Origin of the sequence: Sphingopyxis sp. (assembly GCF_040216815.1) — a bacterium.
Classification (GTDB): domain Bacteria; phylum Pseudomonadota; class Alphaproteobacteria; order Sphingomonadales; family Sphingomonadaceae; genus Sphingopyxis.
The window spans coordinates 293,850-315,705 of the sequence record NZ_JAVJOJ010000009.1 but is presented as its reverse complement, the minus strand read 5'-3'; the positions used below and the strand labels follow the sequence as shown (position 1 = coordinate 315,705).

Below are 21,856 nucleotides of genomic sequence, written 5' to 3'. Positions count from 1 at the left end.
ATCGCCTGTGATTCAAGGGCGGCGATGACGCAGCGCCATAAATTCCGCAAATCCATGAGCCGCGCGACCGGTCCCGCGCTTGCGGTGATCGCGGTGCTGGCGATGCTCGGCTATGCGATTTTCGGGCCGACTGGCCTCTATGCGTGGGGCGATTACAGCCAGTCGGTCGAGAAGCAGCGCGTCGTGCTGAACGAACTGGCGAAGAAGGAACGCGAGCTTCAGAACCGCGTCAACCTGCTCGACCAGCGGCGCGTCGATCCCGATCTGGCGGAGGAATATGTGCGCTCGAAACTCGGCGCCTATCACCCCGACGAGGTGATCATTCCGATGGAGCCCGAGGCGGAGTAACGCCCCTCGTCGTCATTGCGAGCCCTTACTGCCTTGCAGGCGCTCAGGATAAACTCGCGCTCTGCGCGAGCGAAGCATAATCCAGAGCCACCCTAAACCGCTCTGGATTGCTTCGCTACGTTCGCAATAACGGCCTTTTGCTGCATGGCTGCTGCATACGTAAGGCGGCCCTGACTGCCGCCATGGCAGGCGTTGCCAAACCGGGTGCGGCGCTCCTATAGGGGCCTTGCCGTAACGGCTAATCGCAAAGGAAATCCGCCTTGGCCAAAGCACCCGCGCGTAAGACTGCCGCGCCAAAAAAAGTCGCTTCCACCCCAGCCCCCTCTTCCAATCGTGAACAGCCGCGCGATCCCGTCCCCTATGACGCGACGCCGGAGGAGCTGGAGAAATTCTACCGCGAGATGCTGCTCATCCGCCGCTTCGAGGAAAAGGCGGGGCAGCTTTACGGCCTCGGCCTGATCGGCGGTTTCTGCCACCTTTATATCGGCCAGGAAGCCGTGGCGGTCGGCCTCCAGTCGGCGCTCGACGGTGACAAGGACAGCGTGATCACCGGATACCGCGACCATGGCCACATGCTCGCGTACGGCATCGATCCCAAGGTCATCATGGCCGAACTCACGGGCCGTGCCGCGGGCATTTCCAAGGGCAAGGGCGGCTCGATGCACATGTTCAGCGTCGAGCATAAATTCTATGGGGGCCACGGCATCGTCGGCGCGCAGGTGTCGCTCGGCACCGGCCTTGCCTTTGCGCATAAATACCGCGGCGACGGCGGCGTCGCCATGGCCTATTTCGGCGACGGCGCCGCGAACCAGGGCCAGGTGTACGAGAGCTTCAACATGGCCGAGCTCTGGAAGCTGCCGATCATCTTCGTGATCGAGAATAACCAATATGCCATGGGCACGTCGGTCAACCGCGCGTCGGCCGAAGACCAGCTTTACCGTCGCGGCGAAAGTTTCCGTATCCCCGGTATGCAGGTCGACGGCATGGACGTCCTCGCGGTGCGTGGCGCGGCCGAGGCGGCGCTCGAATGGGTGCGCGCGGGCAAGGGTCCGGTGCTGATGGAACTCAAAACCTATCGCTATCGCGGCCATTCGATGTCCGACCCCGCCAAATATCGCAGCCGCGAGGAAGTGCAGGCGGTTCGCGACAAGTCGGACGCGATCGAGCATCTGAAGAAGCTGATGACCGACGCCGGAATCGGCGAGGACAAGATCAAGGATATCGACAAGGAAATCCGTGCGATCGTCGCCGAATCGGCCGACTTTGCCGAAAGCGCGCCCGAACCCGACCTGTCCGAACTTTATACCGACGTGCTGGTGGAGCAATATTGAGATGGCCATCGAACTGAAGATGCCGGCGCTGTCGCCGACGATGGAAGAAGGCACGCTCGCCAAATGGCTCGTCAAGGAAGGCGACGAAGTCAAATCGGGCGACATCCTCGCCGAGATCGAAACCGACAAGGCGACGATGGAATTTGAAGCGGTCGACGAAGGCACGATCGGCCAGATTCTGGTCGCCGAAGGCACCGACAATGTGAAGGTCGGCACCGTGATCGCGACGATTACGGGCGAGGGTGAGGAGGCAGCGACGCCTGCCAAGAACGTCGCCCCAGCGGAAGCTGGGGCGGCTATCGAAGCCGCTCCCACGCCAGCGGTCCCAGCTTCCGCTGGGACAACGGAGAAGGTCGAAAAACCCGCCGCGATCGAACGCGCCGCCGACCCTGCGATCCCCGAGGGCACCGCAATGGTCAAGCTCACCGTCCGCGAAGCCTTGCGCGATGCGATGGCCGAGGAAATGCGTAAGGACGACCGCGTTTTCGTGATGGGCGAGGAAGTCGCCGAATATCAGGGCGCCTACAAAGTCACGCAGGGGCTGCTCCAGGAATTCGGTGCCGAGCGTGTCGTCGATACGCCGATCACCGAATATGGTTTCGCGGGACTCGGCGCGGGCGCGGCGATGGGCGGGCTCAGGCCGATCATCGAATTTATGACCTTCAACTTCGCGATGCAGGCGATCGACCACATCATCAACTCGGCGGCCAAGACCAACTATATGTCGGGTGGCCAGATGCGCTGTCCGATCGTCTTTCGCGGCCCCAACGGCGCCGCCGCGCGCGTTGGCGCACAGCACAGCCAGAATTACGGGCCCTGGTACGCCAGCGTCCCCGGCCTGATCGTGATAGCGCCCTATGACGCCGCCGACGCCAAGGGGCTGATGAAGGCGGCGATCCGCACCGAGGACCCCGTCGTCTTCCTGGAAAACGAGTTGCTCTATGGCCGCAGCTTCGACGTGCCCGACCTCGACGATCATGTGCTGCCGATCGGCAAGGCGCGGGTCATGCGGCAGGGCAGCGACGTCACCGTCGTCAGCTATTCGATCGGCGTCGGGCTTGCGCTCGAAGCCGCCGACCAACTGGCGGGCGAGGGGATCGACGCCGAGGTGATCGACCTTCGCACGCTGCGCCCGCTCGATACGGCGACGGTGCTCGCCAGCCTCAAGAAAACGAACCACCTTGTCGTTGTCGAGGAAGGCTGGCCCGTCTGTTCGATCGCCAGCGAAATCGCGATGGTCGCGATGGAGCATGGCTTCGACGACCTTGACGCACCCGTGATGCGCGTGTGCAACGAGGATGTGCCGCTGCCCTATGCCAACAATCTGGAGAAGGCTGCGCTCGTCGATACGCCGCGGGTAGTGAAGGCGGTGAAGGCGGTCCTCAATCGCGCATAAGCCCCTTCGTCATTGCGAGGAGCGGAACGACGAAGCAATCCAGGGTGGCGTAAACCGCTCTGGATTGCTTCACATGGCTTTCGCCGGGGTCGCAATGACGAAGCTGTGGTGATACCGAGCGGCGCGTGAACGCCGACCTCGAAACCAGCAATTACCCCGACATGCGCGATCCGCGCGTCATGGTCGCGGTCCCGCGCGAGCGGCGCGCGGCGATGGCGGCGCTGTGGGGCCTCGCCGCGCGCCTGACCAAGCTGTTGCTCGACGCGCGCGAGCCGTTGATCGGGCAAATCAAGCTGGCGTGGTGGCGCGATATGGCGGCGATGATCGCGGCCGACCCCGCAGCCTTGCCGAAGGGCGAACCGCTGCTCGCCGAATTGCAGGCAAGCTGGGGCGGGCAGGGCGGGCTCGACGCGCTCGTCGACGCGGCCGAAGCGATGCTGCTCGCCGAAAGCGATGCCGAGCGGTGCGCGGCGTCCGAAGCGTTCGGGGGGCAGTTGTTCGCGCTGTCGGGCGGCACCGTCGCGGGTGGCCGGCGCTGGGGGCTGCTGTGGGGCGCCGGGGTCGTCGACGGCGAAGACGAAACGCGCGTGCTTCTTCACAAAGCCAGGCACGTCGGCGCCCCGGCACGCCGCGAATTGGGCGGCAGCCGCGCGCTGCGGATGCTCGACCGTTGGGCTGCGGCGGTCGCCCGGCGCAATGGCGCGCGGCATTTGCGGCGCGAGGGATTGCTGCTCTTGCGCATCGGCTTGCTGGGATGTTGATCGAATAAATGCCGCCGGGGGTGGAAATGCCGCCGACGAACATCTATCTTGCGCGGTACAGAAATAGGGTCGCAGGGGACATAAGGATGTTCAACGGGCTGATCGCCTATCTCGATTCGATCAAGGCGCGCGACCCTGCGCCGCGGTCGCGCTGGGAAATTTTGCTCTATCCGGGGCTGCTCGCGGTCGGGATGCACCGCGTCGCGCACTGGCTTTTCGAGGCGCGGCTGTTCTTCCTTGCGCGCTTCGTCAATCACCTGTCGCGCTTTCTGACCGCGATCGACATCCATCCGGGCGCGTCGATCGGCCGCCATCTGTTCATCGACCATGGTTTCGGCGTGGTGATCGGCGAGACGGCGGAGATCGGCGACAATGTCTCTATCTATCAGGGCGTGACGCTGGGCGGGACCGATCCCGCGAACGGCATCGGCGGCAAGCGCCACCCGACGCTGTCCGACGATGTCATCGTCGGATCGGGCGCGCAGATATTGGGCCCTGTCACCGTTAGCGCGCGCGCTCGCGTCGGCGCCAATGCGGTGGTGACGAAGGATGTGCCCGAGGGCGCGGTGATGGTCGGCATTCCGGCGCGTTCGACCCTGCTCGACGCCACCGAATATGCGCGCGAATTTGTGCCCTATGGTACGCCGTGCAGCGAAAATTTCGATCCCGCGACGCAAAAGGTCGAACTGCTGCAATGCCAGCTCGAACAGATGCAGAAACAGCTCGCCGCGCTGATCGCCGAGCGCGAGGTCGATAATGAACAGACGCCGCGGCGCAAGGGAGGGCGTAAAAGCGCCTGATGGGAACGGTCACGCCCCTGCCGTTCGCTGGCCGGACGGTGCCGCTCCAGACCGGTTTCGAGCGCCCCGAACTGATGCGTATCCTGGATCTTTATGGCCGCATGGTCGCGGCGGGACATTGGCGCGACTATGCGATGGATTTCCACCGCGACGCCGCGATCTTTTCGGCCTTTCGCCGCGCCGCCGAACGCCCCGAATATCGCATCGAAAAGCGTCCCGCGCTGCGGAACCGCCAGGGCATGTGGGCGCTGGTGTCCGAAGCGGGGGCGATTTTGAAACGCGGCGACGAGCTGTCGAACATACTCGCCCCCGTCGAACGCAAGTTGATGAAGCTGGTGGGGGACTGACGGCGCCCCCACGCCGTCATCCCGGCGAAGGCCGGGATCTCAACTTCACGTCATGGCGATGAAGGCGAGACCCCGGTGTTCGCCGGGATGACGGCAGCGTTAGGCCTGCACGGCCCGCGTCGTCGCCGGCAGCTGGCCGGCGATGTTGGCCGGCAGCAACCCCACGACCGTCGCCCGCGCATTCTGCCAGAAGGCCGAGAGAAGCAGCAACGCCGAACCGATGACGAAGGCGGTGAGCGCGACGTTGAGCTCGACCGCGCCGAACTGGTTGAAGAGCTGTGTCAATGCGAACAGCACATAAGCGAGCGCGGAGACGAGCAGCGCGCGGCGGTCGATCGCGAGCGCGATCAGCCCGAACAGCACGTAAATGGCGACGACCATCACCGCGGCGCCGCTGCCGATATTATCCCCCTCGGTCACGCCGAGCAGGTGAAAGATGGGATGCGCGATCATCGGTGCGGCGAGCAGGTGGAGCCAGAAGGCGACGTCGCTGCGCCGCGTCTGGCGCAGGCGGTCGCTCTTGTCCCACCACATTGCCAGCGTGAAGACGCCGAACCCGGCGATCAGCACCAGCACCATCGGCAGGGTGCCGTCGGGGCTGGGCATTCCGGTGATCGCCAGCACGAGCGCTACCGCGGTCGCGGCGAGCGCAGCGGTGCCGGCGGCGACGGTGATCGGCACCATGAAGCGCTTCCAATGGGCCCAGGTCGCCGCCGCGGTGATCAGCGCCATGGCGCCGACGAGGATTGCGCCAACGGTTTCGCTGGGGCTGCTGCCGAAAATATCCTCGCCATGCCGGACGAGGAAACCGACCATCGCCGCGAAGACGCCGCCCGAAAAGGCAAGGACGAGGACGATGCTGGGCAGCGCCATGCGGCGCTTCCGCGTGAAATATTCGGCGAGCAACCATGCCGAGCCGGCGACGAAGGCGCCGCCGAGCGCGGTATGGATCGACGCGCCGATCCAGCCGACCGCGACGAGCAGGATCACCGCCGCGATGCTGACGAAAATATCGTTGAAGCCGGTGATAAGGCGGAAGGATTCTTCATCCGCTCCGGGGGCGGCGCGCACCGATGCAATGTGGCCGCGGAAGGCCGCCACGGCCTCCGGCGTCAATATCTTTGCATCGACCGCGGCTTGCAGGTCGCTTTCACTATACATCGGGGTCGTCCTTCTGTCCGATCCCCTTGCCCCGCGGCGATTATTCCAGAACTGTATTGCTGTGTCAATACGGTGCAGCGCTCGCGCCGTCATCCCGGCGAAGGCCGGGATCTCAACCTCGCATTCCCACGCGGCGGCGAGATCCCGACCTTCGCCGGGATGACGATCTGGATTGGCTCACCCCAGCGCCATCAGCGCCTTCATCACGTTCATCGACTGCTCGCTGCCCGATTGCGGGACGGTTTCGCCCGCGCGGTCGATGATCTTGTCCCACGCCGCCGCAACGCCTTCGGGCGTGCGTTCGCCTTCGGGCAGCGCGACGCCGGGCGTCATGGTGACATAGGCGGCGTGGAACGCCCCTGCGCCCGCGCCGACGATCATGTTCGTCGGTGCGTCCTCGCTGACGAGATAGAGCGCGGCGGGAACGACATTTTCGGGGGTGAATTTTTCGAACAGCTCGGCGGGGAAGATGTCCTCGGTCATCCGCGTGCCCGCGACCGGCGAGATGGTGTTGCAGCGGATATTATATTTCGCGCCTTCGAGGTGGAGCGTCTTGGTGAGCCCCGCGAGTCCCAGCTTCGCCGCGCCATAATTGGCCTGACCGAAATTGCCATAGAGGCCGGTCGACGATGCTGTCATCAGGATGCGGCCATAGGCCTGTTCGCGCATGATGTCCCAGCACGCCTTGGTGACGTTGGCGCTGCCGAGCAGGTGAACCTTGACCACCAGGTCGAAATCGGCGGGGTCCATCTTGGCAAAGCTTTTGTCGCGCAGGATGCCGGCGTTGTTGATCAGGATGTGGACGCCGCCCCATTCCTCTTTCGCGCGTGCGACCATTTCGGCCATCTGCTCGTATTCGGTGACGCTGCCGCCGTTGGACATGGCGGTGCCGCCCGCGGCGCGGATTTCCTCGACCACCTGCAAGGCGGCGTCCGAATGGCCGGTGCCGTCGCGCGCACCGCCAAGGTCGTTGACCACGACCTTCGCGCCGCGGCGCGCGAGTTCGAGGGCATAGGCGCGGCCCAGTCCGCCGCCCGCGCCGGTGACAATGGCCACGCGGCCGTCAAAATTGATCGTCATGATGGTCTCCCGCAAAGGGCCCTTCGCATAAAGGTTGCCCGAAAAAACTGGAACGTCCTTAGCCGCTCGCGCCCCGCTGACAAGGGGGCAGGAAAAATGTCCGATGCAACATAAATGTCATCTAAATGACGCGCGCCTGTCACTTATGCGTCATAACAGCGCCGCCAGTTTGTAACCCTTTCGCCACGGAGCTTCCGCGCCCATGCGTCACACTTTCACCGCTGCCTTGCTGGCAACCTCGACCCTATGCCTTCCCACGGCGGCGCGCGCGCAGGCGATGACGGCCGACGAAGCCGCCGCGCTCCGCGCCGAACTTGCCGCGCTGAAGGCGCAGGTCGCGACGCTCGAATCGCGGCTCGACGCCGCGACCGCGCAGCCGACGCCTGCCGCCCCGACGCCAGCCGCAACGCCTTCGGTCACGGCCAAGCCCGCGAGCGAAATCAGCTGGAAAGGTGCTCCCGAAATCAAGACCGCCGACGGCTGGAGCTTCAAGCCGCGCGGACGCATGCAGCTCGATCTGGCCGCGGTCGACACGCCTGCCGGGGTCACGGGCGCGCGCGGCGGCCTGAAAACCGAATTCCGCCGCATCTATCTGGGCGTCGATGGCAAGATCCCCGGCGGCTTTGCCTATCGCGTGGAGGCCGATGTCGCGAACAGCTCGGTCGAGCTTACCGACGTGTATCTGAGCTATGGCACGGGCCCGCTGACGGTCACGGCGGGTCAGATCAAACCCTTCTGGTCGCTCGACGAAATGACGAGCGACCTTTTCACCAGCTTCATGGAGCGCGCCGCCTTTGCGCAGGCGTTCGGGTTCGAACGCCGCGTCGGCCTGTCGGCGCAGTATAAGGGCGGCGACCTGCTGCTGCAGGCGGGGGTGTTCGGTGACAATGCCAATGATCTGCTCGACGACAAAAACAATGCCGTCAGCCTCGATGGGCGTATCGTGTGGATGCCCAAGCTCGGCGATGCACAGCTGCACCTTGCGGCATCGGGCCATTGGCGCGACCCCAACGACCCGGCGGCGCTCGGCCGCTATCGCGCGCGGCCCTTTGCGCACACCACCGACGTTCGGCTCGTCGATACCGGGCAGCTCGATGTGGCGAGCGAGCGCGGCATCGGGCTGGAAGGCGCGGTGATCGCGGGGCCGTTCCACGCCGCGGGTGAAGCCTATTGGCACCGCGTCAACCGCACCGGCGCCGCCGATCCGACCTTCTTCGGCGGCTATGCCGAGGTCGGCGTGGTGCTGACGCCGGGTGACCGCCGCGGATACAAGGACGGCGGGTTCGACCGGCTGAAGCCCTCGAAGCCCATCACCGCGGGCGGTATCGGGGCGTTCCAGGTCAACGCCCGGTACGATCACCTCGACCTCAATGACAGTGGCATCGTCGGCGGACGCCAGCAGACGGCGCTGATCGGGCTCGTCTGGGCGCCGATCGACTATATCCGCATTTCTGCCAATTACGGCAAATTGTGGATCGACGATGCGCGCGTCGCGACGGCAACGGGCGATCGCGATTATACGGCCGATACCTTCGGCCTGCGAACACAGGTCGATTTCTGACCCGGAGCGGCGGGGCTATTTCGCTTTCTTGATCCCCGCCGCCGTTTCCAGCTCGACCAGCGCGTCCTCCAGATAGTCGATCATCCGCTGTGCGTGCGGGACGCTGCGGCGGCACGCGGTGATGCCGAAGTCGATATTCTTGAAATTCGACACCTGGGTGATGTTCATCGCCATGCCGTCGACGGGGATGCTTGCAGGATACATGCCGTCGAGGCGCGCGCCGTTCCAATACATCTGCTCGCGCGGGCCGGGGACGTTGGAGATTGTCGCCGAATAGGCAGGGAATTTGTCGGCGGTGCGGGTGAGCGCGGTGAGCATCATCGGGAAACTGGTAATCGCGGTGTAAAGCTGGATCTGCTGCGCGGTCATCGCGCGCAGCTGCGCCTTTGCCGAGTTCATCGATTCCTGGATCGCTGCCATGCGGCTCGCCGGATCGTCGATATGCGTCGCAAGATTGGCCGTAACCGACGCGACCGAATTGCCCGAATCGACGTCGTCCTTCGGCCGGATCGACACGGGCGCCATGGCTTTCAGCGGTTTGTCGGGCAATTCGTTCAGCGATTGAAGATATTTGCGCATCGCCCCCGCGCACATGCCGAGCACCGCGTCGTTGATCGTCCCGTCATAGGCCTTGCCCATCGCGCGCACGCGCTCCAGCGACCAGCTTTGCGCGACGAAGCGCCGCGCGCCGGTGATGTTGCGGTTGAAACTGGTGCGCGGCACCCCGGCAAAGGGCGTGACCAGCCCGTCGCCGCCGATACCGAACATTGCGGCGAGATATTGATTCATCGCCTTGGTCACGCCGACGCTGTTGCCCCATTGGTCTTTGAGGAAATCGCCGATCGCCTTGATGTCGGTGAGGTCGGGACGCGGCGGCTTTTTGGGCGGGGGAAAGCGGCGCTTATACGCCTCATAGGCCTCGACCGACAGCGGCGAAGCCGCTCGGCGTTCCTCAGGGTCGGCGGAAAACATCGAATTATAGAAATGAATGCTCGCCGCGCCGTCCATCAACGCGTGATGGACCTTTTTGAAGGTCGCGATCTGCCGGTTGGGTAGTCCCGAGATCAGCGTGATTTCCCAGAGCGGGCGCGTGCGGTCGAGCAGCCCCGAGTGCAGCCGCGAGGCCAGCTCAAACATCTCGCGATAGCGCCCCGGTTTCGGCAAAGCGGCGGCGCGGACATGATAGTGCATGTCGATGTCGCGATCGGGGACAAGGCGGATCGGGCCATATTGGCCGAAGGGAGTGAGTTTCAGCACCTCGCTGAACGGTCGCCGGAGTCCTTCGGACTGGCGGAGCAATGCCAGCTGGTCGTTGAGCCATTCGGTCTCGTCGACCCCCTCGGGCAGCGTATAGAGGTTGATGCCGCCGATATGCATCGGCATCTCGCGACTTTCCCCCCACAGAAACATCGCATCGGTCACCGGCATCAACCGCATGGCAGCCCTCCCCACTCAAAATGCTGCGTCTTTGGGTGCAGCATGGCAGTGGGGAACGGCGAGTCAAGCCGATGCGGTCAGGGCGCCGTGGTCGGCACCGGGATATGCACGCTCGCGCCCGGCCCGAGCGGCAGGTCGAGCGCGACCCAGCCGATCACCAGCGCCGTGCCGCTGACGAGCAGTCCGATCGAATAGGGCAGCATCGTCGCGGCGAGGCTGCCCAGCCCGAAATTCGGCTGCCAGCGCTGGCAGAAAATCAGGATCAGCGGGAAATAGACCATCAGCGGGGTGATGATGTTCGTCGATCCGTCGCCGACGCGATAGGCCGCTGTCGTCATTTCGGCGCTGATGCCGAGCAGCATCAGCATCGGCACGAGGACCGGCGCGAGCAGTGCCCATTTCGCGCTCGCCGATCCGACGAAGAGATTGAGCGCCGCGGTGAGCAGGACGATCGCGGCGAGCAGCACGGGCGCGGGCAGGTCCATCGCCTTCAGCCCGTCCGCGCCGTGAACGGCCAGGATGAGGCCGAGGTTCGACCAGGCGAACATCGCGACGAAGTGCGCCGCGGCAAAGGCGAGCACGAGATAATAGGCCATGTCGCCCATCGACTCGCTCATCATCTTGACGAGGTCGCGGTGGTTGCCGACGACGCCGGTGGCGCGGCCATAGGCCCAGCCGGCGAGCAGGAAGAGCAGGAAAAAGCCCGCGACGAGCGACTGGTAGAAGGGCGTGAAACGGCCTTCGGGCGGCCCATCCTCGGCGATCAGGGGCGTGCCCGGCCCTAGCGTGAAGAGCAGCCACAGACCGATGACGAAGAGGATGGCCAGCCCCGCGTGGCGCAGTCCCTTGCGCTCACCGTCGTTCAGCGGACGGTCCTGTTCGCCGATGTCGCCCTTCGCCGCCAGCCCGGCGGGGACATAGGTGCCGAGCCGTGGTTCGATGATCCGGTCGGTGACGTACCAGATGACGGGCAGGAAGATGAAGAGCATCACGGCGATGAAATACCAGTTGCCCGCGATATTCGCCTGCCAGTCGCCAAACACGGTTTCGACCGCCGCCTCGGTAATGCCGAAGAGCAGCGCGTCGAGCTGGCCGGGGAGCAGATTGGCCGAAAAGCCCCCCGACACGCCCGCGAACGCCGCGGCGATCCCGGCGACGGGATGGCGCCCGGCGGCGTGATAAATCACCGCCGCGAGCGGGATCAGGACGACATAGGCGGCATCGGCGGCAAGATTGCCCATCATCGCGACAAAGGCGACGAGCGGGGTCAGAAGCCACTTCGGCGCGCCGCGCACGCTCGCGCGCATCGCGGTGCCGAACAGGCCGCTGCGTTCGGCGACGCCCGCGCCGAGCATGACGACGAGGACATAGCCGAGCGGATGGAAATGGGTGAAGGTCGCGGGCATTTCGACCCACAGCCGCGCGATATTGTCGGCGCTGAGGAGGCTGGTCGCGGCGATGACTTTCTGCCGCCCGGTTTCGGGATCGATCTCGGTCGGGTGCAGCGCCGACCAGCCCGCAGCCGATGCAATCGCCGAAATGACAACAAGCATGCCGACGAGCCACAGAAACAGCACGACCGGGTCGGGCAGGCGGTTGCCCACCCGTTCGATCCATCCCAGCACGCCCTTTTGCGGCGGCGTGGCGGCGGTGGTACTGTCGGTCATCCCTAATCCCTTATTCGATCGTCTTGTCGTTGGCGCGGTGCGGTCTATAGCCGGGGCATGGCCAAGCTCTACTTTTACTATGCCAGCATGAACGCAGGCAAATCGACCACGTTGCTCCAGGCGGACTTCAACTATCGCGAACGCGGTATGGAAACAATGCTTTGGACCGCGGCGCTCGACGATCGTTACGGGGCGGGGCAGGTGACGAGCCGTATCGGGCTGATGGCCGAGGCGCATAAATTCGATCCCGACAGCGATTTGTGGGCAGCGGTCAATGCCGAAAATGCACAGCGCCCGCTCGCCTGTGTGCTTGTCGACGAGGCGCAGTTCCTGTCGCGCGAACAGGTGTTGCAGCTCGCCCGCCTTGCCGATGAGGCGAATATTCCCGTGCTCTGCTATGGCCTGCGCACCGATTTCGCGGCGAACCTGTTCCCCGGATCGGCAGCGCTGCTCGGGCTCGCCGACGCGCTCGTCGAACTCAAGGCCGTGTGCGAATGCGGACGCAAGGCGACGATGAATCTGCGCGTCGACGAGCAGGGCCGTGCGGTGGTCGAGGGCGCGCAGACGGAGATTGGCGGCAATGACCGCTATATCGCGATGTGCCGACGGCATTTCATGGCCAAAAGGCGCGCGGCGGCGGGCGATGCTTGACCGGCTCTATGTCGAGCTTGCTGATGGCGACCTGCGGCTCGCGACGCTCGGCGAAACGCACCGCGATGCACTGCGCGCCGCCTGCGCCGCTGACGCCGACATCTGGCCCATCTATTCGACCAGCTATGATCCGCAGCATTTCGATGCGAGTTTCACCGCGCTGATCGGCCAGGGAAGCCGGATGCCCTATGCGATCTTCGATGGCGAGCGGCTGGTCGGCATGACCGCCTGGCTGCGCCCCGACGTGTCGGCGCAGACGGTCGAACTGGGCAACAGCTATCTCCATCCCGCCGTGCGCGGCACCGGCCTCAACAGCCGGATCAAGCAGCTGATGATCGATCATGCTTTCGCGGTCGGCATCCGCCGCATCGAATTTCGGATCGACGAACGCAACGGGCGAAGCCAGGCAGCGGTCGCCAAGCTCGGCTGTACCAAGGAAGGCGTGCTGCTGGCGGAACGCATCACCTGGACCGGCCATGTTCGCGATACGGGGCTCTGGTCGCTGCTGGCGGAGGAGTGGGCGGCACACCTTCAATCCGTCATCCCGGCGAAGGCCGGGATGACGGGTGGGGGAGCCGAAGGTGCGCGTGGGGGAGGTCAGCCCTAGTTCAGACTCGATCTGCTAGCGCGCCCATCCCATGCCGGGTGGGGCAGCAGAAAGATTGAACATGAAACGGAATCTCGCACTCTCCCTGGCCGCCATGCTGCTTCCCCTTTCGGCAGCGGCGGCTACCGAGCCCGCTCAAGAGCCACGCCAACTCGGCGTCGAATCGAGCATCCTCTTTCCCAGCGACAGCACGATCCGTAACTGGCGGGCCGATCGCGATCGCGGCATCTGGATCGAAGGGCGCCGCGGCGAATGGTATTATGGCACGTTCGCGGGCTTTTGCCGCGACCTCGATTTCGCGCAGGCGATCGGCGTCGAAACGCGCGGAGCGGGTCGGCTCGACAAATTCGCGTCGATCGTCGTGCGCGGCGAACGCTGTCCGCTCTCGTCCTTTGTGACATCGGCGCCGCCGCCGTCGAAGCGCGACAAGGCAAAGGACATCATGGGCGAAAAGCCCGCGGCAAATTGACAAGCGCCGCCCGGCGGGCATAGCGCGCCGGCGATGAACGGCTGGATCATATTCGACAAACCCGTGGGGCTCGGATCGACGCAGGCGGTGGGTGCGGTGAAGCGCGTCTGCCGCGAGGCGGGGCTGGGAAAGGTGAAGGTCGGCCATGGCGGCACGCTCGACCCGCTGGCGTCGGGCGTGCTGCCGATCGCGCTCGGCGAGGCGACGAAGCTGTGCGGGCGGATGCTCGACGCGTCGAAGACCTATGACTTCACTATCGCTTTCGGGGCCGAGACCGCCGGACTCGATGCCGAGGGCGCGATTGTCGCGACGAGCGATGTGCGGCCGACGCTCGCCGAAGTCGCGGCGGTGCTGCCGCGCTTCACGGGGGCGATCGAGCAGGTGCCGCCCGCCTATTCGGCGATCAAGATTGATGGCGAGCGGGCATATGACCGGGCGCGCAAGGGCGAAGACGTCGAGATGAAGGCGCGGGGGGTGACGGTTTATTCTCTCACCGTCCGTCATCCCGGCCCTTTCGACTGCGTTGCAGGCGCTCAGGACAGGCTTCGCCGGGGTGGCGATGGTGGGGCAAGCGAGGGGCTTGAGGAAATCACCCTCACCGCCCATGTCTCCAAGGGTACTTATATCCGCAGCCTCGCGCGAGACATCGCGCGCGCGGTGGGGAGCGTCGGTCATGTCATCATGCTTCGCCGCACCAAAGCGGGGCCGTTCACGCTCGAACAGGCGATTTCGCTGGACAAATTGAACGCATTCGGCCAAGGCGCCGCGCAATCAGAGATTATTCTGCCGCTGGAGGCAGGGCTGGTCGACATCCCGGCTCTTGACCTTTCCCCGGAAGCGGCAGGGGCGATCCGTCAGGGTCGCGTCTGGACCGGGGTTAGCACGCACGACGGGCTCTATTGGGGACGCGACGCCGAAAACCGGCCCGTTGCCTTGATCGAGGCTTTGGCGGGAACGCTGAAGGTCGTGCGGGGCTTCAATCTGTAAGTCACGATGTTCGAGGAAGAAAGATTATGTCGATTACCGCCGAGCGCAAAGCCGAAGTCATCAAGGACAATGCCCGCGAAAAGGGCGACACCGGTTCGCCGGAAGTCCAGGTTGCGATCCTGACCGACCGCATCAACACGCTGACCGAGCATTTCAAGGCGCACCACAAGGACAACCACAGCCGCCGCGGCCTGTTGATGATGGTCAACAAGCGCCGCAGCCTCCTCGACTATCTTCGCAAGAAGGACGAGGGCCGCTATCAGGCGCTGATCGCGAAGCTGGGTCTTCGCAAATAAGAGTTTCTGGCGGCCCCGGACTTCCGGGGCCGCTGTCATATTGGTCCCGCGGATATTTCGCCGGACCGCAGGGCCGCTCCCGCATCCGGCGGGACCGCCATGGGGCAGACCGACGCCCTGAACCGCCCCCGGCCGGACTGCCGGGAACTAGAGGCCCCGCCCGGCATAGGGCCCGGCGGGCGAAGGAAACCACATGTTTGACGTGAAAAAAGTATCGATCGAGTGGGGCGGTGAAACGCTGACGCTCGAAACGGGCAAGGTTGCCCGCCAGGCCGACGGCGCCGTGATGGCGACGCTGGGCGAAACGGTCGTCCTGTGCGCCGTGACCGCCGCGAAGTCGGTGAAGGACGGGCAGGACTTCTTCCCGCTCACCGTCCATTATCAGGAAAAATATTCGGCCGCCGGACGCATCCCGGGCGGTTTCTTCAAGCGCGAACGCGGCGCGACCGAAAAGGAAACGCTGGTTTCCCGCCTGATCGACCGTCCGATCCGCCCGCTGTTCCCCGAAGGTTTCTATAACGAAATCAACGCCATTGCCCAGGTTCTGAGCTATGACGGCCATAACGAGCCCGACATCCTCGCGATGGTCGCGGCGTCGGCTGCGCTCACCATTTCGGGCGTGCCCTTCATGGGTCCGATCGGCGCCGCGCGCGTCGGCTATGTCGACGGCGAATATATCCTCAACCCGACCGACGAACAGGTTGCCGAAGGCGACCTCGACCTGGTTGTCGCCGCGACGCACGACGCAGTGATGATGGTCGAATCCGAAGCAAACGAGCTGTCGGAAGAGGTGATGCTCGGCGCCGTCATGTTCGCGCATGATGCCTGTAAGGAAGTCGTGAAGGCGATCATCAGCCTCGCCGAACAGGCCGCAAAGGACCCGTGGGAAATCGCTCCCTCGGATGACAATGCCGCGCTCAAGGACAAGATCAAGAAGCTGATCGGCAAGGACATCGCTGCCGCCTACAAGCTGACCGACAAGTCGGCGCGCTCGAACGCGCTCAACGAAGCGCGCGCCAAGGCGAAGGAACAGTTCACCGCCGACGGGCTCGACCCGCAGCAGGTGATGGCCGGCATCAAGCTCACCAAGAAGCTCGAAGCCGAAATCGTCCGTGGCGCGATCCTGAAGGACGGCAAGCGCATCGACGGCCGCACGACGACGCAGATTCGTCCGATCGTCGCCGAAACGCACTTCCTGCCCCGCGCGCACGGTTCGGCGCTGTTCACGCGTGGCGAGACGCAGACGATCGCGACCTGCACGCTCGGCACCAAGGATGCAGAGCAGATGATCGACGGCCTCAACGGCCTGTCGTACCAGCATTTCATGCTGCACTATAACTTCCCGCCCTATTCGGTCGGTGAAGTCGGCCGCTTCGGCGCGCCGGGCCGCCGCGAAGTCGGTCACGGCAAGCTCGCGTGGCGCGCGCTGCACCCCGTGCTGCCGACGAAGGACGAGTTTCCCTATACGATCCGCCTGACCAGCGACATCACCGAATCGAACGGTTCGTCGTCGATGGCGTCGGTGTGCGGCGGCAGCCTGGCGATGATGGATGCCGGCGTGCCGATCAAGCGCCCCGTGTCGGGCATCGCGATGGGGCTGATCCTCGAAGGCAAGGATTATGCGATCCTGTCGGACATTCTGGGCGATGAAGATCATCTCGGCGACATGGACTTCAAGGTTGCGGGCACCTCCGAAGGCATCACGACGATGCAGATGGACATCAAGATTGCGGGCATTACGCGCGAAATCTTTGAAGCCGCTTTGAACCAGGCGAAGGAAGGCCGCGCGCACATCCTCGGCGAAATGGCAAAGGCGCTGGGCGAAGCCCGCACCGAGCTGTCGGCGCACGCGCCGCGCATCGAAACGATGCAGATCGACAAGGCGAAGATCCGCGACGTCATCGGCACCGGCGGCAAGGTGATCCGCGAGATCGTCGCGACCACCGGCGCCAAGGTCGACATCGACGACGAAGGCCTCATCAAGATATCGTCGAGCGACCTCGAGCAGATCGAAGCCGCGCGCAAGTGGATTGCGGGCATCGTCGAGGAAGCCGAAGTCGGCAAAATCTATGACGGCAAGGTCGTCAATCTCGTCGATTTCGGTGCGTTCGTGAATTTCATGGGCGGCAAGGACGGTCTCGTCCACGTCAGCGAAATCAAGAATGAGCGCGTCGAGAAGGTCGCCGACGTCCTGAGCGAAGGCCAGGAAGTCAAGGTCAAGGTGCTCGAGATCGACCCGCGCGGCAAGGTCCGCCTGTCGATGCGCGTCGTCGATCAGGAAACCGGCGAAGAACTCGAAGACACCCGCCCGGCGCGCGAACCGCGCGGCGACCGTGGACCGCGTCGCGACGGCGAAGGCCGTGGTGATCGGGGCCGCGGCGGCCGCGACCGGGGCCCGCGGCGTGATGGCGATCGCGGTCCGCGTCGCGAGCGCAGCGAAGGTCCGGAAGACCAGGGCCATGTGCCCGACTTCCTGAAGGACTGAGTTCTTCGGCACCGAATATGAGAGAGGGGCCGCCGCAAGGCGGCCCCTTTTTTGTCGCCCTTGGGATGGCGAGCGGACGCACTTTAATCCCTCACCTGCTCGGTCCGGATGATCGCGAAGCCAGGCCGCCAGCGTGTGCCTCCCGTCATCCGTCCGGGGACCATTGAGAGTGGGGCAGCCGAACGTCTGCCGGGCTCAGCGGCCTGAAACGGAAACGCCCTGAATGATCCGGCGCCCGCCCCGCAATGCTTCTGGTCGGCCGAGACTTTTCGCGAACGAGTCGCAATATCATGTTGACCCGCGATTTTTGACCCCGTAAAGCGCCGCTATTGCGAATCAATCGCAAGCTAATAGGGGAAGAAAATTGACCAGCCGCCGTTCATCGCTCCTGTCCCGTCTTCTTGCGGGCGGTGCCACCGGGTTCGCGCTCGTGGCGACCGTTTCGCCCGCAATGGCGCAGGATGACGATGGAGCTTACTGGCTGGCGCGCAAAAACCAGATTGTCGTCACCGCGACGCGCACCGAGGCGAAGATCGAGGATGTACCGGTGACGGTATCGATCAAAACCGCCGAGCAGATCGCCGACGAGCTTGTCACCGATATTCGCGACCTTGTCCGCTTTGAACCCGGCGTGAGCGTGCAGCGCCAGCCGGCGCGCTTTGGCGCCGCGCTCGGCGCGACGGGGCGCGCGGGCAACGACAGCTTCAACATCCGCGGCATCGGCGGCAACCGCGTCCTGATCCAGGTCGACGGCGTGCGCGTTCCCGATGGTTTCAGCTTTGGCGCCCAGGCGTCGGGACGCGGCGACTATGTCGACCTTGGCCTCATCAAATCGGTGGAGATCCTGCGCGGCCCCTCGTCGGCGCTCTATGGCAGCGACGGGCTGGCGGGCGCGGTCAGCTTTATCACCGCCGACCCGACCGACTTTCTGAAGGGAGGAAATGGCGTCGGCGGCCTCGTTCGTGCCGCTTATGCCAGCGCCGACAAGGAATTTTCCGAAACCGCCGTTCTGGCAGGACGGAGCGGCGACTGGTCGCTGATGGCCGCCTATACGCGCCGCGATTATCAGGAACTCGATAACAAGGGCGATGTGGGTGGGGCGGGGGCGACGCGGACCCGGCCCAATCCGCAGGATGGCCGCTCGAACGCCGCGCTGGGGCGGATCGTCTATGACCCCGCAAACGGTCACAAGCTGCGCCTGACGGGCGAATATCTGGACACGCGGCTTTACACCAACGCGCTGTCGGGGCTCGGCGCGGGTCTTGCGGGTACGGTCGACCGGCTCGAAGGCTGGGACACGGGGGAGCGCAAGCGCGTCTCGTTCGACTGGAGCTGGGAAGGCGAAGGCGCGATCGATTTTGCGCGCGTCGCACTTTACTGGCAGGACGGCGAGGACCGGCAATATACCGAGGAAGATCGGACGCCCGCCGCCGATCGCACCCGCCTCAACAGCTTTGAAAACCGTGTCTTCGGTGCGGCGGCCGACGCCCGCGCCGACTTTGCGACCGGCGCGATCACCCACCGGCTCGTTTTCGGCGGCGACATCAGCAAGACGCGCCAGCGCGGTGTGCGCGACGGGACGGTCCCGCCCGCGGGCGAAGTCTATCCGACGCGCGCTTTCCCGGTCACCGACTTCACGCGTGGCGGGCTGTTCGTCGGCGACGAGATCGCGATCGCCGATGGGCGGCTGATGCTCTATCCCGCGCTGCGCTTCGATTGGTACGATCTCTCGCCGCAGGACGATCCGCTGCTGCCGGCCTTTGCGGGCGCAGGGCAGGACGGTTCGCGCCTGTCGCCCAAGATCGGCGCGGTGGTGAAAATCACCGACCAGGTGCGGCTGTTCGCCAATTATGCGACGGGTTTCAAGGCGCCCGAACCGGGGCAGGTCAACCAGTTCTTTGAAAATCTGACCTCGCCCTTTTTCTCCTACCGCACGCTGCCGAACCCCGACCTTGGCCCCGAACGCAGCGAAAGTTTCGAGGGCGGCGTGCGCTTCGGCAGCGACCATGTCAGCCTCGACGTCACCGCCTTTTCGGCGCGCTACAAGGATTTCATCAGCCAGGAACAGGTCGGTGGCACCGGCACCATCGCCGATCCCATCCTCTTCCAGTTCGTCAATCTCGACCGTGCGCGCGTCAAGGGCGCCGAAGCGCGGTTCGAGGGGCGGGCGTCGTCCGGCCTGTATACGACGCTCGCCCTTTCCTACGCCAAGGGCGACGAGGTCCAGCCCGACGGAACGCGCGTTCCGCTGGCGTCGATCGATCCGCTGAAGCTGGTTGTCGGCGCCGGTTATCGCGAACCGCAAAGCGGCCGCTTCGGTGGCCAGATCGTGATGACGCACAGCGCGCGCAAGGAAGCATCGCGCGCCGTCGGTGCCTGCACAGCGGCCGAATGTTATCGCCCGGGCGCTTTCACCATCCTCGACGCGACCGCCTTTGTGCGGATCGTCGATGGGCTGATGCTGCGCGCCGGTGTCTTCAACATTTTCGACAAGAAATATGCGTGGTGGAGCGATGCGCGCGGGCTCGCCGCCAATTCGACCGTCACCGACGCCTATACCCAGCCCGGCCGTAACGCATCGGCTTCGCTGAGCTTCCGTTTCTGAACCGGACGAAGGACTGCACCATGAAAAAGATCGTAATCATCGCGGGCTTGCTGCTTTCCGCCGCATTGCCTGTCGCCGCATCGGCGCACCCCCCGATCGCGGCCGAAACGGCCGCAGCCAGCTTTGAACAGGATCGCGCCGACATCCTTGCGATGGCGGGTAACTACCGCGTCAGCTTCAACATGCAGGAATCGACGCGCTGGGATGCCGATTATGAAAAGCTCGATCCCAAAAGGTCGGGCGGCAACGAGGTCGTGCGCGTGATCGAGGACACGGGGCGCAAGATCATGCTGCAGCATCTGCTCGTCATCGAGCATGAGGGGCAGACGCATATCATCAAGCATTGGCGGCAGGATTGGGAATATGAACCCGCGCGCGTGCTTGTCTATTCGGACAAGGGCCAGTGGGTGTGGGAAGATGTGCCCGAACGGATGCGTACCGGCCGCTGGTCGCAGACCGTTTACCAGGTCGATGACAGTCCGCGCTACGGCGGCTGGGGCCAGTTCGAGACGCAGGCGGGTATCCGTCGTTGGCGTTCCAACTGGACGTGGCGCCCGCTCGCGCGCCGCGACGCCGTCCGCAACCCCGTTTACGACCGCTATTATGCGATCAACCGCCACCAGCCGACCCCCGACGGCTGGATCCACTGGCAGGATAATACGAAAATGGGGGCAAAGGACGGCAAGCTGGTGCCGATCGTCCAGGAATATGTCCTCAACACCTATCTGAAATATGATCAATATGACGTGAAGGCCGCCGACGATTATTGGACCGCGACCAAGGATTATTGGGCGGCGGTGCGTGCAGCGTGGGAGCGCGTGGCCGCGGCCAAGGGCGGGATCGCGATCGACGAAAAAGCCGACACGGGCACGGTGATCAGTGGCCGCCTGCTCGAAATCGCCGACGAGGTGCAGGACGGAAAGCTGAGCACGGCCAAGGCCATTGCCGAGGCGACGAAGCTGATCGAAAGCAACACGCGTAAGATTTGATCGCCTCCACGGCCATGCAAAGGCGCCAACCGGGGGGCGGTTCGCGAGGCCCCCCGTCATCTGTGCCGTTGGCAGCGCCTTCAGCGTTGAAGCGCCCGCGGGCCTAAAGCTCCCCGCCCAGCGCGCCGTATTTCGCCTCGAACCCGGCCTTGTCGCCGCGGGCGAGATAGCCGGCCTGATCGATCAGATTGTCACGCGCGATGCGGCCCTGAAAGGCGCCGAGCTGCGCGTCGACCCGCGCGACATCGGCGTCGGTCCACTCGGCGATCTGGCGAAAACTGGTGACGCCGAGGCTGTTGAGCAGCACGACAAGCTTGGGGCCGACGCCCTTCAAAAGTTGCAGATTATCGGCCTTGGTCGCCGGGGCAGCGGGCGCTGGGGGCGGGGGCACCGTCGGTTCAGACGGGATCGCCGCTGCGTCGGCGGCTGGCTTGGCGGCCGCCTTTTTGGCCGTGGCCTTGGCGGGTTCCTTGGCTGGCGCCGTTTTCTTTGCCGTCGGCTTGGCGGCGGCTTTGGGCTTGGTCGCCGGTTTGGGCGGCTGCGCTTCGGCGGCGGGCGTTGGGGCGGGTGCCGTCGCCGGGGGCGGCGCCGTGTCCGCGGGCAAGGGGGCAGGGGGCGCGGGAGGTTGCAGCTTGGGTTCCACAGGCTTGAAGCGCGCGGGTTCGGCCGCGACGATCTCGGGCCTCACCGGTTCGAGCGGCTTTGCGGGTTTGACGGGCTCTGCGGTCGGCGGGGCGATCTCGGCGGGTTTGGCGCGGCCGAACAGCCACCATAGCAACACGACGGCCACGACCAGGCCGACGACCGCGATCATCCAGTTTTCCTGAAGCCAGATCATATATTTCTCCGCTCGCTGTTTTGGTCCAGCCTATGCCGTG

Annotated in this window: 20 protein-coding genes; 15 read left to right on the top strand and 5 right to left on the bottom strand. The window is 64.8% G+C overall.

What is annotated here, in order from left to right; genetic code table 11:
• Window positions 1–24 precede the first annotated feature (24 nt).
• From RIA72_RS12025 to RIA72_RS12000, 6 genes are all read left to right on the top strand, one after another.
• Complete coding sequence (locus RIA72_RS12025; RefSeq protein ID WP_350032293.1) at window positions 25–348, top strand: FtsB family cell division protein; 324 nt, start codon at window positions 25–27, stop codon at window positions 346–348.
• A 260-nt stretch (window positions 349–608) separates the two neighbouring features.
• Window positions 609–1,679 (top strand): pyruvate dehydrogenase (acetyl-transferring) E1 component subunit alpha, encoded by a 1,071-nt coding sequence (pdhA, locus tag RIA72_RS12020; RefSeq protein WP_350032292.1) that lies wholly within the window; start codon window positions 609–611, stop codon window positions 1,677–1,679.
• 1 nt (window position 1,680) lies between these two features.
• Entirely contained in the window at window positions 1,681–3,075 is a 1,395-nt protein-coding gene (locus RIA72_RS12015; protein ID WP_350032291.1) for a pyruvate dehydrogenase complex E1 component subunit beta, read from the top strand.
• 125 nt (window positions 3,076–3,200) lie between these two features.
• Window positions 3,201–3,836: a hypothetical protein gene (locus RIA72_RS12010; RefSeq protein ID WP_350032290.1), complete on the top strand. Its 636-nt coding sequence runs from the start codon at window positions 3,201–3,203 to the stop codon at window positions 3,834–3,836.
• Between the two features lie 86 nt (window positions 3,837–3,922).
• The gene (gene cysE / locus RIA72_RS12005; RefSeq protein WP_350032289.1) at window positions 3,923–4,636 is read left to right on the top strand and encodes a serine O-acetyltransferase; all 714 of its coding nucleotides are present in this window, start codon (window positions 3,923–3,925) and stop codon (window positions 4,634–4,636) included.
• Window positions 4,636–4,983 (top strand): DUF2794 domain-containing protein, encoded by a 348-nt coding sequence (locus RIA72_RS12000; protein WP_350032288.1) that lies wholly within the window; start codon window positions 4,636–4,638, stop codon window positions 4,981–4,983. Before cysE ends, RIA72_RS12000 begins: the two co-directional genes overlap by 1 nt.
• 99 nt (window positions 4,984–5,082) lie before the next feature.
• On the opposite strand, the gene RIA72_RS11995 is transcribed toward RIA72_RS12000, so the two are convergent.
• The gene (locus tag RIA72_RS11995; protein ID WP_350032287.1) at window positions 5,083–6,144 is read right to left on the bottom strand and encodes a hypothetical protein; all 1,062 of its coding nucleotides are present in this window, start codon (window positions 6,142–6,144) and stop codon (window positions 5,083–5,085) included.
• A gap of 177 nt (window positions 6,145–6,321) precedes the next feature.
• The gene (locus RIA72_RS11990; protein WP_350032286.1) at window positions 6,322–7,224 is read right to left on the bottom strand and encodes an SDR family oxidoreductase; all 903 of its coding nucleotides are present in this window, start codon (window positions 7,222–7,224) and stop codon (window positions 6,322–6,324) included.
• 202 nt (window positions 7,225–7,426) lie between these two features.
• On the opposite strand from RIA72_RS11990, the gene RIA72_RS11985 reads away from it, so the two are divergent.
• A complete protein-coding gene (locus tag RIA72_RS11985) occupies window positions 7,427–8,785 on the top strand; it encodes an OprO/OprP family phosphate-selective porin (RefSeq protein ID WP_350032285.1) in 1,359 nt (452 codons plus the stop codon).
• A 15-nt stretch (window positions 8,786–8,800) separates the two neighbouring features.
• Here the strand turns inward: RIA72_RS11985 and RIA72_RS11980 are convergent, their stop codons facing one another.
• A complete protein-coding gene (locus RIA72_RS11980; protein ID WP_350032284.1) occupies window positions 8,801–10,222 on the bottom strand; it encodes a WS/DGAT/MGAT family O-acyltransferase in 1,422 nt (473 codons plus the stop codon).
• Between the two features lie 77 nt (window positions 10,223–10,299).
• Window positions 10,300–11,889: an AbgT family transporter gene (locus tag RIA72_RS11975; protein ID WP_350032283.1), complete on the bottom strand. Its 1,590-nt coding sequence runs from the start codon at window positions 11,887–11,889 to the stop codon at window positions 10,300–10,302.
• Between the two features lie 57 nt (window positions 11,890–11,946).
• On the opposite strand from RIA72_RS11975, the gene RIA72_RS11970 reads away from it, so the two are divergent.
• From RIA72_RS11970 to RIA72_RS11935, 8 genes are all read left to right on the top strand, one after another.
• On the top strand, window positions 11,947–12,540 hold the full coding sequence (locus tag RIA72_RS11970) for a thymidine kinase (protein ID WP_350032282.1): 594 nt from the start codon (window positions 11,947–11,949) through the stop codon (window positions 12,538–12,540).
• The gene (locus RIA72_RS11965; protein ID WP_350032281.1) at window positions 12,533–13,147 is read left to right on the top strand and encodes a GNAT family N-acetyltransferase; all 615 of its coding nucleotides are present in this window, start codon (window positions 12,533–12,535) and stop codon (window positions 13,145–13,147) included. The genes RIA72_RS11970 and RIA72_RS11965 overlap by 8 nt, the downstream gene beginning before the upstream one ends.
• A 61-nt stretch (window positions 13,148–13,208) precedes the next feature.
• Window positions 13,209–13,616: a DUF6491 family protein gene (locus RIA72_RS11960; RefSeq protein WP_350032280.1), complete on the top strand. Its 408-nt coding sequence runs from the start codon at window positions 13,209–13,211 to the stop codon at window positions 13,614–13,616.
• 33 nt (window positions 13,617–13,649) lie between these two features.
• On the top strand, window positions 13,650–14,603 hold the full coding sequence (gene truB, locus RIA72_RS11955; RefSeq protein ID WP_350032279.1) for a tRNA pseudouridine(55) synthase TruB: 954 nt from the start codon (window positions 13,650–13,652) through the stop codon (window positions 14,601–14,603).
• A 26-nt stretch (window positions 14,604–14,629) separates the two neighbouring features.
• Window positions 14,630–14,899 (top strand): 30S ribosomal protein S15, encoded by a 270-nt coding sequence (gene rpsO / locus RIA72_RS11950; RefSeq protein WP_136173326.1) that lies wholly within the window; start codon window positions 14,630–14,632, stop codon window positions 14,897–14,899.
• Between the two features lie 193 nt (window positions 14,900–15,092).
• Window positions 15,093–17,384 (top strand): polyribonucleotide nucleotidyltransferase, encoded by a 2,292-nt coding sequence (pnp, locus tag RIA72_RS11945; protein ID WP_350032278.1) that lies wholly within the window; start codon window positions 15,093–15,095, stop codon window positions 17,382–17,384.
• A gap of 364 nt (window positions 17,385–17,748) precedes the next feature.
• Window positions 17,749–19,989, top strand: a complete 2,241-nt coding sequence (locus RIA72_RS11940; protein WP_350032277.1) for a TonB-dependent hemoglobin/transferrin/lactoferrin family receptor — start codon at window positions 17,749–17,751, stop codon at window positions 19,987–19,989.
• Between the two features lie 20 nt (window positions 19,990–20,009).
• Complete coding sequence (locus RIA72_RS11935; protein ID WP_350032276.1) at window positions 20,010–20,978, top strand: DUF6607 family protein; 969 nt, start codon at window positions 20,010–20,012, stop codon at window positions 20,976–20,978.
• Window positions 20,979–21,081: 103 nt separating this feature from the next.
• On the opposite strand, the gene RIA72_RS11930 is transcribed toward RIA72_RS11935, so the two are convergent.
• Complete coding sequence (locus RIA72_RS11930) at window positions 21,082–21,816, bottom strand: helix-hairpin-helix domain-containing protein (RefSeq protein ID WP_350032275.1); 735 nt, start codon at window positions 21,814–21,816, stop codon at window positions 21,082–21,084.
• Window positions 21,817–21,856 lie beyond the last annotated feature (40 nt).

Bases quoted from the DNA above. Each gene is read 5' to 3' on its own strand.
- RIA72_RS12000 (WP_350032288.1), top strand. From the start codon at position 4,636: ATGGGAACGGTCACGCCCCTGCCGTTCGCTGGCCGGACGGTGCCGCTC.
- RIA72_RS11975 (WP_350032283.1), bottom strand. From the start codon at position 11,889: ATGACCGACAGTACCACCGCCGCCACGCCGCCGCAAAAGGGCGTGCTG.
- RIA72_RS11935 (WP_350032276.1), top strand. From the start codon at position 20,010: ATGAAAAAGATCGTAATCATCGCGGGCTTGCTGCTTTCCGCCGCATTG.
- RIA72_RS11970 (WP_350032282.1), top strand. From the start codon at position 11,947: ATGGCCAAGCTCTACTTTTACTATGCCAGCATGAACGCAGGCAAATCG.
- RIA72_RS11995 (WP_350032287.1), bottom strand. From the start codon at position 6,144: ATGTATAGTGAAAGCGACCTGCAAGCCGCGGTCGATGCAAAGATATTG.
- RIA72_RS11960 (WP_350032280.1), top strand. From the start codon at position 13,209: ATGAAACGGAATCTCGCACTCTCCCTGGCCGCCATGCTGCTTCCCCTT.
- RIA72_RS12025 (WP_350032293.1), top strand. From the start codon at position 25: ATGACGCAGCGCCATAAATTCCGCAAATCCATGAGCCGCGCGACCGGT.
- RIA72_RS11990 (WP_350032286.1), bottom strand. From the start codon at position 7,224: ATGACGATCAATTTTGACGGCCGCGTGGCCATTGTCACCGGCGCGGGC.
- RIA72_RS11985 (WP_350032285.1), top strand. From the start codon at position 7,427: ATGCGTCACACTTTCACCGCTGCCTTGCTGGCAACCTCGACCCTATGC.
- truB (WP_350032279.1), top strand. From the start codon at position 13,650: ATGAACGGCTGGATCATATTCGACAAACCCGTGGGGCTCGGATCGACG.
- RIA72_RS12015 (WP_350032291.1), top strand. From the start codon at position 1,681: ATGGCCATCGAACTGAAGATGCCGGCGCTGTCGCCGACGATGGAAGAA.
- cysE (WP_350032289.1), top strand. From the start codon at position 3,923: ATGTTCAACGGGCTGATCGCCTATCTCGATTCGATCAAGGCGCGCGAC.
- RIA72_RS11930 (WP_350032275.1), bottom strand. From the start codon at position 21,816: ATGATCTGGCTTCAGGAAAACTGGATGATCGCGGTCGTCGGCCTGGTC.
- RIA72_RS11980 (WP_350032284.1), bottom strand. From the start codon at position 10,222: ATGCGGTTGATGCCGGTGACCGATGCGATGTTTCTGTGGGGGGAAAGT.
- RIA72_RS11965 (WP_350032281.1), top strand. From the start codon at position 12,533: ATGCTTGACCGGCTCTATGTCGAGCTTGCTGATGGCGACCTGCGGCTC.
- rpsO (WP_136173326.1), top strand. From the start codon at position 14,630: ATGTCGATTACCGCCGAGCGCAAAGCCGAAGTCATCAAGGACAATGCC.
- pnp (WP_350032278.1), top strand. From the start codon at position 15,093: ATGTTTGACGTGAAAAAAGTATCGATCGAGTGGGGCGGTGAAACGCTG.